This is a genomic window from Henriciella sp. AS95 (genome assembly GCF_038900055.1).
GTDB lineage: Bacteria > Pseudomonadota > Alphaproteobacteria > Caulobacterales > Hyphomonadaceae > Henriciella.
Map to the genome: position 1 here is coordinate 965,417 of NZ_JBBMQM010000001.1, position 13,526 is coordinate 978,942.

General features: G+C 58.4%; 9 protein-coding genes. 4 read left to right on the forward strand and 5 right to left on the reverse strand.

Annotation, left to right across the window (positions count from 1 at the left end; translation table 11 throughout):
* Nucleotides 1-2 precede the first annotated feature (2 nt).
* The 3 genes from WNY37_RS04930 to WNY37_RS04940 form a co-directional block, all read right to left on the reverse strand.
* Nucleotides 3-1,580 carry an MmgE/PrpD family protein gene (locus WNY37_RS04930; RefSeq protein ID WP_342972351.1) on the reverse strand — a complete coding sequence of 526 codons (1,578 nt, stop codon included), beginning with the start codon at nucleotides 1,578-1,580 and terminating at the stop codon, nucleotides 3-5.
* A gap of 289 nt (nucleotides 1,581-1,869) precedes the next feature.
* The gene (locus WNY37_RS04935) at nucleotides 1,870-3,225 is read right to left on the reverse strand and encodes an MFS transporter (protein ID WP_342972352.1); all 1,356 of its coding nucleotides are present in this window, start codon (nucleotides 3,223-3,225) and stop codon (nucleotides 1,870-1,872) included.
* Nucleotides 3,226-3,265: 40 nt separating this feature from the next.
* Nucleotides 3,266-4,012: an IclR family transcriptional regulator gene (locus WNY37_RS04940; RefSeq protein WP_342972353.1), complete on the reverse strand. Its 747-nt coding sequence runs from the start codon at nucleotides 4,010-4,012 to the stop codon at nucleotides 3,266-3,268.
* 332 nt (nucleotides 4,013-4,344) lie between these two features.
* Between WNY37_RS04940 and WNY37_RS04945 the strand changes: the two genes are divergently transcribed.
* The gene (locus tag WNY37_RS04945) at nucleotides 4,345-5,739 is read left to right on the forward strand and encodes a carboxylesterase family protein (RefSeq protein WP_342972354.1); all 1,395 of its coding nucleotides are present in this window, start codon (nucleotides 4,345-4,347) and stop codon (nucleotides 5,737-5,739) included.
* Nucleotides 5,740-5,801: 62 nt separating this feature from the next.
* Nucleotides 5,802-7,415 carry a carboxylesterase family protein gene (locus WNY37_RS04950; RefSeq protein ID WP_342972355.1) on the forward strand — a complete coding sequence of 538 codons (1,614 nt, stop codon included), beginning with the start codon at nucleotides 5,802-5,804 and terminating at the stop codon, nucleotides 7,413-7,415.
* 44 nt (nucleotides 7,416-7,459) lie between these two features.
* On the opposite strand, the gene WNY37_RS04955 is transcribed toward WNY37_RS04950, so the two are convergent.
* Nucleotides 7,460-8,464, reverse strand: coding sequence for a dihydrodipicolinate synthase family protein (locus tag WNY37_RS04955; protein ID WP_342972356.1), 1,005 nt, complete (start codon nucleotides 8,462-8,464; stop codon nucleotides 7,460-7,462).
* Nucleotides 8,465-9,077: 613 nt separating this feature from the next.
* Here WNY37_RS04955 and WNY37_RS04960 point away from each other — a divergent pair.
* A complete protein-coding gene (locus WNY37_RS04960; protein ID WP_342972357.1) occupies nucleotides 9,078-11,342 on the forward strand; it encodes a TonB-dependent receptor in 2,265 nt (754 codons plus the stop codon).
* Nucleotides 11,343-11,391: 49 nt separating this feature from the next.
* On the opposite strand, the gene WNY37_RS04965 is transcribed toward WNY37_RS04960, so the two are convergent.
* Entirely contained in the window at nucleotides 11,392-12,402 is a 1,011-nt protein-coding gene (locus tag WNY37_RS04965; RefSeq protein ID WP_342972358.1) for an MBL fold metallo-hydrolase, read from the reverse strand.
* A 270-nt stretch (nucleotides 12,403-12,672) separates the two neighbouring features.
* Here WNY37_RS04965 and WNY37_RS04970 point away from each other — a divergent pair, with 270 nt between their 5' ends.
* Nucleotides 12,673-13,518: a TAXI family TRAP transporter solute-binding subunit gene (locus tag WNY37_RS04970; protein WP_342972359.1), complete on the forward strand. Its 846-nt coding sequence runs from the start codon at nucleotides 12,673-12,675 to the stop codon at nucleotides 13,516-13,518.
* The last annotated feature ends 8 nt before the right edge of the window (nucleotides 13,519-13,526 follow it).

Here is a 13,526-nt window from a genome sequence, read left to right on the forward strand (position 1 = left end):
GCCTAGCTTGCAATCATTGAAACGAGGTCAGCGCCACGATCGAGCGACTCCATCGCCATAGTCGTGTCGATGACGGACTTGGCGCGATCGCTACCGAGCACTGGACCCATCAATTCCATGGCCTTGTCCATGACGTCCTGACGAGTCATCGGATGGCTCGGAAATCCGCGGACAAATGGAACGAAGAGATTGTGTTCGCCTGTTTTACTGTCCTTCAACTTAATCCGCGCGGGTTCTGTTCGTGTCTCGCCTTCCTCGACTTCGAGATCGGGAGCATGGACGACGTCCATCTTTTTCATGAGGGCGTGGACCTCCGCATCATTGTTGAACCGCTCGCGATCTTGCGCGGCAACAAGATCCAGGCGTCCGTCGATCAGGATGATTGATGCGAGGTAGCGCAGGTTGAGCGCCGGCATTTCCGCATTTCTGAAAGCGTCCCAACGGCCCGGCATTTCCATGACGATGCTTTCGACGGTCTCAGGGGATGTCTTCGGCAGAAGCTGGAGAACGCCCTGCACGGCTGGCTGGGTTGGTCCGCCAACCGGGTAGCGCTTATAGGCCGTGTGAGGGAGCTCGGATCGGCTATCGAGGTCTTCGATGAGATAGGCCGGGTTGTGGTCCGCTCCCTGGCGGAACATCCAGTGGTTCATGTAGCCGTCTGCATTGTCGAAACAGTCGTTCACGCCCGTGTAGCCCGTCTCGACGAGCAGGGCCGCTTCCACGCCGTTGCGCGCCCCGACGCCCGCGAAGACGAACGTCTTTTCTACATGATCATTATCCAGCAGCCACTGCCACGACCCCGACGCCTGTTGGCAGGCATAGGACATGACAATGCGGATCTGGTCGGCTGTCAGGCCGAGCATGGACGCTGATGTCGCCGCAGCGCCGAAACATGGCCCGACGCTATGGTTCGCGATGCCGAGACTGTAGAGCGTGCGCACGCCAAGGGCCTTGGGCATGCGCCCACAAAGTTCATATCCAGCGATCACAGCGCGAAGCACGTCGCTGCCCGTGCCGCCGCGATTCTCAGCCAGCGCGAGGGCTGCGCCGACGACCGCTGGGCCCGGCTGGACAAAGGCTGACGGAATGAAGTCGTTGATTTCCGAACCGTGGACGATCATTGAGCTGCCATAGACTGCATCAACCAATCCGACGCGTTCCTTCGTGGCGAGCATTGTCGCGCCATTCGAAGCGTCCCTCGATTTCATGAGGGCATATTGGCGACCCAACATCGCGGGTGGGAGGTCTTTGCAAGACACGGCGGCGGCGAGCGTATCGAGGATGTGGCGCTTGCCGAGCTCGAGGAACTCCGGATCGACCTTCGCGGTTCGGATATTTGCAATGTACTCGCTGATCGTGCCGGTCAAATTCAGATCGGTCGTGGGCTCAGGGATGGAGACAGGTTCGGGTTTGGCGGCCTCTGCCTCGGTCTTGCCGCTGGTTTCCTGCGCTGCCGATCCTTGGGCAGAGGCGCAGGCGGCGAGGCTCATCGATCCACCGATAATCCCCATCTTGAAGGCATCGCGCCGAGTAAGGTTTTCGCGTGTTTTGTCTGACACGGCGTCTGTTTGTTTGGTCATCTTCTCTCCCCGAATGGCCTTCAATCGTGTTCCGGACCGCGTCAGTGCGAGGCGTCGTCATTGATATTGTCGAAGGCTTATATGCGCTTTGGCTGTCTGCGGTTTCATATGGTGTGGAACTATGTTCCATCTTTTGGAACATATGTATGCAGCAGTGGCTCTTGGGTATCAAGGACATTCACTCCAGGCGGAAGTGCAGCTGGCGCTACGGCGCCCACTGACTTGCTGACCCGAGCGGAAAAGCGCCGGGGAGCGAAGACAGTCGTTAAGTCTTATGGTCTCGCAGCAGCTAGGCGGGCCCTGGCTTTTCAGAGCCTGTCGGCAATTCGCGGCCAAGACTAATGCTCGCTCGCCAATAGCAAACCGCTGGAACGAGATAGAGGATCGCAGCGCCCATCAGTACCCAGCGGATGCTCTCGGATGGCGCGCCGGAAACGTAAGGCTTCAGGACATCAGACGCGATGCCAAAGGTGAAGGCTCCCAGCCCGTAGCCGATCATGGTGGTCACAAATAGAAAGCACGCCGTGACCGTCGCGCGGGTTTCCGGTGGCAGCAACAGCTGAAGCGACGCAAAGGTGCCGCCATAGTACATGTTGTCAAACATATCGGGTAGAAAGAGCAGGATGATCGCGACACCCCAATTGTCCGTCCACCAGGCAAAGAATAGGAACGGGACACTCAATAACATCGCGAACATGGCCGGCAGGATGTAGAAGGCCGGATTTTTCTGGCCAAGCTTGTCTGCCAACCAGCCGCCAAGCCACGTGCCGGTAAGGCCGGCGATGCCGCCCGTCATGCCTAGCCAGACGCCTGCTGTCCCCTCGCTCAGACCGTGATTGCGCAGAAAGTGGATCATGCCCCAGACGCTGCCGCCAGTGACGAGGAACATGGCGAAGGCCGTGCCGAACATCATGTAGAGCACAGCTGGTGACTTCGCGATAATTTTCAGGACGTCGACCAGCCGCATTTTAGGTTTGGCGATGTGGCTGGAGGCTCTGCGCGGCTCTTTCACCGTGATCAAGAAAATGAGTGCGATGACGAGCCCGGGTAGCCCCACAAGAAGAAAAGCCGAGCGCCAGCCGAAGTGTTCGGTCAATAGGCCGCCGCCAGCTTTTCCGATCAAGGCACCGAGAGGCACGCCGAGACCGAAGATGGCTAATGCGCGTCCGCGTGCAGACTTTGGCACGAGGTCAGCAATCATTGAGTGAGCCGTCGGCGTACAGGCCGACTCGCTGGAGGCAACGCCGATGCGGGCCAGGACAAGGTGAAAAAAGTTGCTTGCGGTGCTGCAAGCGGCTGTGGCGGTCGACCAGACAGCGACGGCACCTGAGATCAGCCAGACGCGGTTGGTACGCGGATTATCGGCGAGCCGGCCGAGCGGGATGGCTGACAAATTGTAGAAGAATGCAAAAGCGAGCCCGGTAAGAAGCCCTAGCTGCCAGTCGGCCAGGTCGAGTTCTTCGCTGATCGGGTGGGCGAGAATATTGATGACCTGGCGATCAACAATATTGAGCGTCAGCACAATGAACAGGAGCCAGACTGTGTACTGCGCACGCGGCCGAAAAGATGACGGCTGCCCAGGCTCATTGTCCGGGGTGTCCAGGACCTTGGCTGCGTCTGGCTCGGAGTGATCGTTTGTGTTCACTCCTGCTTCCTATTTCGGACGCAGGACATTGCAACCTGTTTCAGGCGAGCGCGAAGTTCTCGGCAATCCGCGCTGACGTCGTCATCAACGCTTCAATAATGGCTGCGCGGTTGTCCGGGGTTTGACGCTCGATTGGCCCCGATACACCCAATGCGGCTGTGGCGTGGCCATCCGGGTCCTTTAGCGGGACAGCAATGGAAAAGATTCCCGGAGTCCAGCTATTGGTGGCCTCGGCGAAGCCGTTCTTTCGGATGTTGGCCAGACCTTTCAGGACTTTCGCCGGGTCCAGAGGCGTATCAGCGCGCGGCGGTATGGCCTTCAGCGACATTTGAAGTAAAGCCTCTGGGTCCGGGGCATGGGCAAGCATGGCATTGCCAGCAGCCGTCGTCGCGATTGGCAGACGAGACCCCGGCTGGCTCGAAAACCGCAATGGGCGCGGCGATAGCAGCTTGTCGACGACAAGAACTGAATTGTGCTCCAATACGTAGAAGTTGACCGTTTCACCCAGAGTGCGGTGCAAGTCCTGAAGGTATGGCGCTGTAGCCCGGCGCACGGGGTGAACACCGGCGACGCGCGCCCCCAGTTCGAACAGTTTGAGGCTTGGGCGATAGAGGCCGGATGCTTCGTCCTGAGTGACATACCCCAGTGAAACCAAGGTAGCGATGGAGCGGTGGGCATTGCTTTTCTGGAGTCCAAGTTCCTGCGCAACCGTGGAGAGGCGGACCGGGCCCGGTGCGGCCACGATCATCTCCAGAACGCGAAGTCCCTTTTCCATCGTGGAGTCCATAGTGCAGCGCCTTTCAATTCTTAGTTAGATAACTGGTACGACGAATACAAAGTCAATTCCACTATTTGGAACGCTCAATCACGACAACAAGAAGTGACGAGGCAGCGGACATGAGGCCCGATCGCGCCCCACAGGTGATTAAGGAGAGGGTGAGCCCTTGATTAATCCTAGCCCCAACCGCTCTTTTTTTTGAAACAATATTCCATATTTTGGAACATAATGTCTTGTCATTTCGAAACGTTTCGCGATTGTGGGCACCAAAACGTGGGCTGATCCATCGATCGAACGCCCGAATAATGTCCGCAGGAATGCCGGGCCCAGGGAGAGGCGAAATGAAGACGATCAGACAATTAATGCTCTTAGGCGCAAGCATGATCGCGGCGACAATGGCAACAGGCTGCGCGACGGCTCAGGCTGGTAACGGGGAAGTGCAAACGACAATCGATGCTGGCGTAATAACCGGTACTGAAGTGAACGGCGTCGAGCGATATCTCGGGGTTCCGTTCGCGAAACCGCCGGTCGGCGATTTGCGCTGGAAGCCGCCGGTGCCGCCGACTCCCTGGGGTGAAACCGCTTATGATGCGACCGAGTACAAGCTGCCGTGCTACCAGGCGACCAACCCCGACGGCGTGACGCTGAATCTTGGCGGTGTCGCAGGGCCGACATCGGAAGATTGCCTTTACCTCAATGTTTACGCTCCGGCTGATGCGGACGGCTCCGCGCCTGTCATGCTGTGGTTTTACGGAGGCGGGAACGTCGTTGGAGCAGGCAATCTCTCGACTTATGATGGCCAGTCATTTGCGGAAGACGGCGTGGTGATCGTCACCATGAATTACCGTCTTGGCGCGGCGGGATGGTTCGCGCACCCGGCATTGACGGAGGCGGCAGACGAAGGCGAGCCGTTGGTGTCCTATGGAAGCATGGACCAGACCGAAGCGCTGCGCTGGATCCAGCGCAATATCTCGGCCTTTGGTGGCGATAAGGATAATGTCACCATCTTCGGCCAATCGGCCGGCGGGTATGGCGTCTACGCGCAATTGATGTCGCCGACGGCAGAGGGGCTGTTCGATAAGGCGATGGTCCATTCGGCGACTTACATCCGGCCGAGCCCGGAAATGGACCTCGTTGAGCTGCGCGGTATCCGCAGGGCGACTGAATGGGGGCTGGATGGCGCCAATGCGACGCTGGAAGAGATGCGCGCCGTTCCGATCGAGACGCTCGGGAGGGGCGTTGGTGGTGCTGTGGACGGCGTCTATTTCAAGGAGCCCTGGATCAACTCGATCGCTTACAAACGCCACGCACTTGTCCCATTCGTGGTCGGCGGGAATGACGGCGAAGGCGCACTGTGGGCCCGTGACCGTTGGATTGCGGAGCAGTTCGAACAGGCGGGAGAGCCAGCCTTCCAGTACCACTTCTCTCACGTTCGCGAAGGTCTCGATGAGTCGAGAGGCGCGATCCACTCGGCTGAGTTACAATTTGCCTGGGACACGCTGGATCCAGACCAGGCTAACCCACCGAACCAGGCTGTCGCAGACGCGATGCACCCGTGCTGGGTGGCCTTCGCTTTCTATGATGGCGAAGGGCCAATCGATTGTGGCAATGGTATTGTCTGGCCAGCTTTCACGGAGACCCAGCATCCCGTGTTGGAGTTCACGACCGGTGGGCCCGTGGTCCATCAGTCCTTCAGGTCCGACGAAGAGTGGGTTGAGACGCTTCGAACCCAATAGACCTGCCGCATCCAGCATCAACAAACGCCCCGCGAAGAACGGGCGAACATCGGGAAATTCTCATGATCTATCCAGACCTCACCCGGCGCAGCATGTTGCTTGGCACGGGCGCGCTTATCCTTTCGGGCTGCGTGAACTCGCGGGTATCGAATCTTCCGCCCGATGTCGTGGAAACGGCTCAGGGGCGATATCAGGGGGTAAGCCTCAACGGCGTGCAGGTCTTCAAGGGCATGCGCTATGGGGCAGCAACCGGCGGGCCGCTCCGTTTCATGCCGCCCAGGCCTGCCGAATCTTTCGCTGGCATCCAGGATGCGCTGAGCTGGGGCGATAGCGCGCCGCAACTGACGAGCCCACTCCTCGGCGACATGCCACAAAGCGAGGACTGCCTGCGCATCAATGTCTGGACCCCGGCGGCCGACAATAAACGCCGCCCGGTGCTGCTCTGGTTCCATGGCGGCGGCTGGGAAGCGGGCCACGGATCCGGCGGCATATATGACGGCACGAATATGGCCCTGCGCGGCGATGTCGTCGTCTGCACAATCAATCACCGGCTCAATGTGTTCGGCTATTGCGACCTCTCCGGCATTCTGGGCGCCGAGTACGCCCAGTCCGGCAATGTCGGCTATCTCGATCTCGTCGCGGCGATGAAATGGGTCCAGGAGAACATCAGCCAGTTTGGCGGTGACCCCAACAATATCATGATCTACGGCCAGTCCGGCGGTGGCCGCAAAGTCAGCGTCTGTTATGCCGGAACCGAGGCAGCAGGCCAGTTCCAGAAAGGCGTCGTCCAGTCAGGCTCGCACAATATGGTGCAGACGGCGGAGCAATCATCTGCGCTAACAGAGGCGTTGCTGAAGGAGCTTTCAATCGCGCCCGGTGATGCATTGAAGCTCAAAGATGTACCGATTTCGCAACTCTCTGCTGCCCAGCGCAAGGTCATTGGTGCGGCGGGCTACCGTTTCGAGCCCAACCTCGATGGCATCAGCTTTACCGAGCACCCGTTTGTCCCTCAGGCGCCCCGCCGCACCGCTCAGGTGCCCATGATGGTCGGCCATACGCGCACCGAACTGGCCAATCAGCTTGGCCGTGATGAACGTGTCTACCAGATGGATGACGCCGGACTGCGCACGCGCATCGAGCGTTTCTTTCCGCCAGAAGACGTGGACGAGCTGATTGGTACGTTCAGGGAGAGCAATCCGGACGCGAACCCGACTGAGCTATACTTCATCATGACAAGCTGGCGCTCCTATGTGCTCAACGCCACCGTCATGGCTGAGAAGCGGGCAGAGCTGAACGGCTCGGAGAACCCAACCTGGATGTACAATGTTACCTGGCACTCACCGGCAGAAAACGGTCGCCGCTACAGCCAGCACACAATCGATCTGCCGTTCATGTTCGATAATGTTGCCACCAGTCAGCACCTCACCGGCCCGCCTAGTGAGGAAACCGAATACATGACGCAGGCCATGGCGGGCGCCTGGCTGGCCTTCTCGGCGAACGGAAATCCCAACCATTCCGGCATTCCGGACTGGCCGACCTATGACCTGGCTAACCGTCCGGTTATGCATTTCGAGGTCCCTGCCAGGGTCGTGAACGATCCGTTCCGGGCCGAGCGCGAATTCATGAGCCGTTACGATGTTGTGAGAGCCACTGCGCGGCGTGGGAGCCGGAACTGAGCTAATCTGCGTCGGATTGCTGAGGTGCGCGAGCCTGTGTCCCGCTAAGTTTCGTAGCGTGGCACAGAGCTCATATCGGCGGCGCGCACGCCTCGCGACCAGGCGGCGCGGCCAGTGACGAAGCTCTCTTCCGGCCCGTCGGACGGCGTCAAGCCGGACGCTTCGAATGCGGCGCGTATTTTTGTGCGGTCGGCCGGCGTCAGGACCGGCACATGGTCGGCTTCGCTCGCAGGCGGGGTCAGCAGACCGCCATTGCCGCCGCCGAGCCATGAATAGTACTTGTTGTGCTGCCAAGGATGCGCGCCAGCACGGATCACTTCCGATTGCAGCTGAAAGAAGTGGTCGTGCACCGGTTGCAGAGTCTCGGCGATCTTGTCAGCGGTCTCGAAGTCTTGTGCGGCGGTCGCCGCGAGAAGCTGGTTGCCGAGCTGGGCGTCTGGTGTCTGTACGGCCTCACCGTTCCACTGACCTGACCACTGCATGTGATAATGGCGGGCCAGAAGCGGGACGAAGTCGAGATTGACCGGTGCGACCAGAAGTCGGTCGGCAACCGCATCGCAGAGCTGCATGGTAGAGGTCAGAGAGATCGGTTGTGAGACTTTCAGCGCCACGATGTTCGGCAGGTCTGCAATCCGATCATAAACATCGAGAGGTTGTCCGGCGGGACCGAGATGAGGGAAGGCCCGCCCTTTATTCAATGCAGCATAAAGGATGACTGGCAGGTCGGTCGCCTCGATGCGTCGTGCCATCTCGTCATAAAGTTCGTCAGCCGTTATATTCGGTCGGTAGCGGGCAGCGAGTAAAACGGCGTCTACACCAAGTGCCTCCTGCTTTCTCAGCAAGGCGATGTCTTGCTCCACATTATCGTACAGCATGATCCCGTGCACTGGGAGCTGCCCCGCGGACTCATCAATAATAGTGCGATAGAAGACGTCCCATTGCGGATCGCCTGGCGGGGTCCAATTGACCATGGGCATGGTGCCGCAGAACCCCATTGCCTTTGCGTGCCGAACATCATGTCGAATGCCGTCCTGGTCGAGTGTCTTCATGTCCGTCGCCAGGCTGGGCAGGAAGAGGTTGGCAAGGCCTCTCAAATTGCTGGCGGCCCAGCGCCGTTGTGGGGACGATCGGTCTGCTTGAGGTGTTCCGGTAGGCTTTGCTTGAGACTGTTGGCTGTCAGCTGTGCCGGCCAATATGGAGCCCGCTGTGGCGGTTCCCGCCAGTTGCAGCACTGTTCGGCGGCTAAGTCCCCGTGTGGGCGTATCGTTTTCTCGCTGACCGTGGGCGGAGTTCATATATCGTCTCTGATGCTAATGGTGTGATTGTCATCCTTCATGCGAGTGGCGTTTGCAAGGGTTGGCCGTCTCGATTGTTTGACCCGCTCAGCCGCCAGTTCTGGGAGGGATAGGCCAACGCGTGCGCAGACGCGGTCGAAAAAGTTTCAGCCGCAGTCGGTCATGCAAATTGAAATGCGCTCGACCTGGCAGGTCAAAGCTCACAGACGCCCTGACGACTGAGCATAGCGACGCGAAAACGTGCAACAGTAATTACCACATTGTGAGAATCTGTTTTGAGTCGGCAGGCGCAGACTCTTGACCCCTCCGGACAAGCGTGTTCCATGGTAGCATGCAAGCATCCCAAAAGAGATGCTCGGGAGGAAAAATGACACGTAAGACCCAAACAGCGATCCTGCTGGCCGCGACCGTATTGGTCCCAAACATTGTGTACGCACAGAGCAACGAACCGACCGACTTAAGCGAACCTGCGGTCGATCAAAGCCGCCGTCTTAATTCCGTGACCGTGACCGCTCAGAAGCGGGAAACGTCGCTGCAAAGCACACCCGTCGCAATCTCTGCCTTTGAAGGCGAGGCGCTGGAAGAGCGCGGTATCGACGATATTGCCAACCTTCAGTCCTATATCCCGAACCTGCATGTCGGCGAAGAACAGGGGCAGTTCAAGATTTCGCTCCGCGGCATCGGCCTGCAGGGGACCTCTACGATTTCTGACTCCGGCGTCGCGTTTTATATCGACGGAAACTATATCGCCCGGCCGATCGGCGGCACGGCGACCTTCTTTGACATCGAACGGATTGAAGTTCTGCGTGGCCCACAAGGAACGCTCTATGGCCGGAACGCAACGGGCGGCGTGGTTAACGTTATTTCCAAGGAGCCGGTCAACGCTTTCGAGGGAACGATTGGGGCAAGCTATGGCTCGCGCGATTTCATGGAAGTCCGCGGCGTTTTGAACGTGCCGCTAACGGACAAACTCTCGACGCGGATCTCCGCCCTATACAATGAGGAAGACGGCTACGTCGAGAACCGCTCCACTCAACCCGGAACGGATAATTTCTTTGGGTCAAACGGCGACACGATGGTCCGCGGCCAGCTGAAATATGAAGGTGATGATGGGCTCGATGTTCTCCTGTCGGCAACCTACAATGATCGCGACGGCACAGGCGTCAACATGACCTATCTGGAGCGCAACATTGGCGGTCCGCCACCGACCCAGGCGCTCTTGGCAACACTGCCGCCAGACCCCACCGATCCACTGGTCGCGAACAATGACTCGCCAGCCTATAATACGACGGAGAGTTTCAGTGTCTTCGGCCGCGTCACAAAGGATTTTGGCGGCGTCGAGGCTTTCGTGCAGGCGAGCTATTACGACCTCGAAGCGAACATCATGCAAGATTTTGATGGCTCGCCCGTCGATATCAGCGTGTTCAACAAGTTTGATGACACGACCGCTGAGAGTCTCGAGTTTCGTTTGTCTTCCGACACTGACTCGGCTCTGAGCTGGATCGTTGGCGGCTACTATTTCAGCGAAGACACCTACATCTTCCGCCGGGTCCAGCTCAACGGTCTGACGCCCGGGGGTGTTATCAACCTGCCGGACTTCCTTCTCGACGAGAACGGCGAAAGCCAGACGCTCGCGGCCTTTGGAACGGCCACCTATGCGCTGACACCTGACTTCCGCGCTTCGCTTGGCGTGCGCTACACCGAAGACGAGAAAAAAGGCACGAAGGTCACGAGGGGCAATTTTGGCGCTCCGTTCCCGCCCGACATTCCGAACGCATCCTTCCCGGGCGAAGCTGACTTCTCCAAGGTAACCTGGCGGGCTGGCATTGAGTGGGATGCGACCGATCAGATGTTCGTCTATGCGTCGGCATCGAACGGCTACAAGGCTGGCGGCTTCAACGCGACGTCAAACGGACTACCTTACGATCCAGAAGAGATCATGGCTTACGAGGCTGGTATCAAGTCAGACTTCTGGGGCGATCGTGCCAGGGTAAATGTCGACGCCTTCTATTACGACTATACTGACCTTCAGCTGACAACCTTGCGCACCGTGAACAATGCGCCGGGCCAGTTCACCACCAACGCTGCCGCAACAACGCTCTATGGTGTGGAGATCGATACGCAGTTCGTGCTTAGCGAAAATTGGCTGCTGAACGCGTCATATTCGTTCATAGATGCCGAGTTCGATGAGCTTTACAGCACGGATCCGCGTGATCCCAGCCCGGTCTTCAATCCAGGAGATCCGGACGGGCTTGGCCGGACAAACCTGGCTGGCAACAAGCTGCCATACGTTTCGGAAAACACTCTCAATCTGGGCTTGCAGTACGATACTGATCTTGGGAATCTAGGCAGCCTGACGGCGACCGTGAACCATGCGTGGCGCGATGACCTCTACTTGCGTGAGTACAACAATCCAATGATTGATCTGGTTGAAGCCAACGGCAAGACAGATGTGACGGTGACGTTCCGTCCAGCCAATAGCAATCTACGGGTCACTGGGTATGTCACGAACATTGAGGACGAGGTTCAGAAGACCAATGTTTTCGTGAGCCCCGGCTTTGTCGGATTGAGCGCGACGACGGCTTATTCCAAGCCGCGCACGGCTGGTATTCGCGTCGACTACGACTTCTAGGTCGACCCGGGATCGCTGTGACGCTCCAGGACACGTATGCGTAGAGACACTAGTCGCAGTCGGCCGGGTCGAGCCCAAGATAGCTCGTCTCGACCCCTGCAGGCGTCAATCTGATTTGCATCAGATCCCGGGCAACCATCACGTTTCCGGCGTAGAGGTCTTCCGTGGCTTCAAGCAGCGCGGGGTCGGTTTCACAGCTGGCGACGGTATGGTAATAAACCGCCAGGTGCGGGGACACCTGCGCCATGATGCCGGCGGCTTGAGGCGCCGTCATATGAAGGCCAATAATGGCATCGGCCTGCGGTTCGGCGAACGTGTTGCGGACGTATGACACCATCGCCGGCGACGCGACCTCCAGCAGGAGGACGTCCGTGTCAGCCGCAAACTCGGTGAGTGTCGGCGTGACGGTCGTATCACCAGAAATCAGGACTGACTCTTCGCCATAAGCGACCCGATAGCCATAGGCGCTGAGATTGCCATGCCGCACAGGAAAAGTGGTGACCGAAAGGTCGCCTGATTCAAAGATCATACCTCCGTCCAGCGGGAGTGTCGTGACAGAAACATTTAGTGACCCGGCCTCCATCGGGCCGGCGGGTCTTATGCGCGAGGCTATATCTGTGCTGTAGGCCGCTTCTATCCCAGCAAACAGATCGGAGGTGCCGGCTGGCCCCCACACCTGAAACTGGCCGGTGCGGCCTTGCGTCCATCCGTTGAGCCAAAGATCGGGTAACCCTGAAATGTGATCGCTATGCAGGTGGGTGAGGAAGACCCGATCCACCTTGGTAAGCAGTGAGGGGTCGTACGCAGCCAGCCGCGTCGAACATGCCCGGCCACAATCGACGAGCAGGGTCTCGTCATTCGCTTGAACAAGTATGGCCGTGCCTGCCTGATCGCGATTTGGGACAGGCGTACCGGATCCAAGAATTGTGACAGTGAGTCTGGTATCGTTTTGAGCCGTTCCATCAACGGCCTCTTCAGCGCTGCTACCGCTACAGGCGGCAGCAAATACTCCCGCGCAAGCGAGGATAAGTGTGCTCCGCAGAGGAGGGAAAGCTGCCATATTATTAGACCTCCAGAACACCAGCACTATGAATGCTGACAGCGTGAGAGCGCGCCATCCACTGGGTTGCAATAGCACTGCGAACAGCTAACATGCAAGCATGCAAATAAGGCTTGGAGGAGTTGGGTTATGGGTAAAGCGTCGAACTCGAGAGCGTTGTCGATCGCGAGAGTGATAATTGGTAGCGCTTCAATTGTTGCGTGCTCCAGCCCGATTGGAGTCGCTGAGCCGGTCGATCTCGTTCTCTATTCGCCTGCGCCGCCAAACATAATGCTGGACGCGCACAATAGATCGCTCGCGGCACAATTGGAGTCGTGCGACGCATTTGGAACGGTGGAGACCAAACCGGTTGCTCTCCCTGGCGCCATTGATGAAATCAGGCGCGTGGATCCGACCGTTCGGCCATATCACCTGCCGATCATGACTGTCCTTGATTTTCAAACAGCGATCGATGGCACAGCGCCAGATTGGCATGCCTATTCACCGCCGGTCAGCGATTTGAAGTTTGTTGCGGATTTGTATGACGTGGCGTTCGGAATTCTGGTTTTTGATGAGAATATAAAATCGTTTGACGATCTGCGCGGCAGGCGGATCGGTGTACCTGCCCGTGCGTCTTCGGTGCGTTGGTTTACGGAAGTTCTGCTCAGGGATGGGTGGGGGATTCTGGACGAAGTCACTCTGGTCGATATTGCTCCGCCCGACTTGCCTGCGGCGATCGCCAGCGGCGAAATCGACGCGACCAGCTGGTCGATCATGAGTGAGACACCTGATGGCTTCCTGCCGCTCATCCCTCCATTGCTTTCAGTAGAAGGGGCGCATTGGATAGATGCTGACGAAGCCACGCTTGATGCCATCAATGCCGCCAGCCCGTTCCAAACCGAGATCGTGAAAGTGAGCCGGATCGCCGGTTCCAGTTCCTCGAGCGCAAATCTGCTTTCCTTCAAACAAGGGCTTGCGGCGTGGAGCGACACACCGGGTGAAGTCGTGGAAAGTGTTGTCGACTGCCTGGAAGGAGCAGACTTGGGGTTCGGAGACGGTCCGCATTCACTCGACTCAAGCCTCGACTGGCCAGGGTTGCGAAATGGAGACATTCATCCTGCGCTCGTCGAAGAGTAGAGGCGTGA

Bases quoted from the DNA above. Each gene is read 5' to 3' on its own strand.
- WNY37_RS04930 (WP_342972351.1), bottom strand. From the start codon at position 1,580: ATGACCAAACAAACAGACGCCGTGTCAGACAAAACACGCGAAAACCTT.
- WNY37_RS04940 (WP_342972353.1), bottom strand. From the start codon at position 4,012: ATGGACTCCACGATGGAAAAGGGACTTCGCGTTCTGGAGATGATCGTG.
- WNY37_RS04945 (WP_342972354.1), top strand. From the start codon at position 4,345: ATGAAGACGATCAGACAATTAATGCTCTTAGGCGCAAGCATGATCGCG.
- WNY37_RS04950 (WP_342972355.1), top strand. From the start codon at position 5,802: ATGATCTATCCAGACCTCACCCGGCGCAGCATGTTGCTTGGCACGGGC.
- WNY37_RS04955 (WP_342972356.1), bottom strand. From the start codon at position 8,464: ATGAAGACACTCGACCAGGACGGCATTCGACATGATGTTCGGCACGCA.
- WNY37_RS04960 (WP_342972357.1), top strand. From the start codon at position 9,078: ATGACACGTAAGACCCAAACAGCGATCCTGCTGGCCGCGACCGTATTG.
- WNY37_RS04965 (WP_342972358.1), bottom strand. From the start codon at position 12,402: ATGGCAGCTTTCCCTCCTCTGCGGAGCACACTTATCCTCGCTTGCGCG.
- WNY37_RS04970 (WP_342972359.1), top strand. From the start codon at position 12,673: ATGCTGGACGCGCACAATAGATCGCTCGCGGCACAATTGGAGTCGTGC.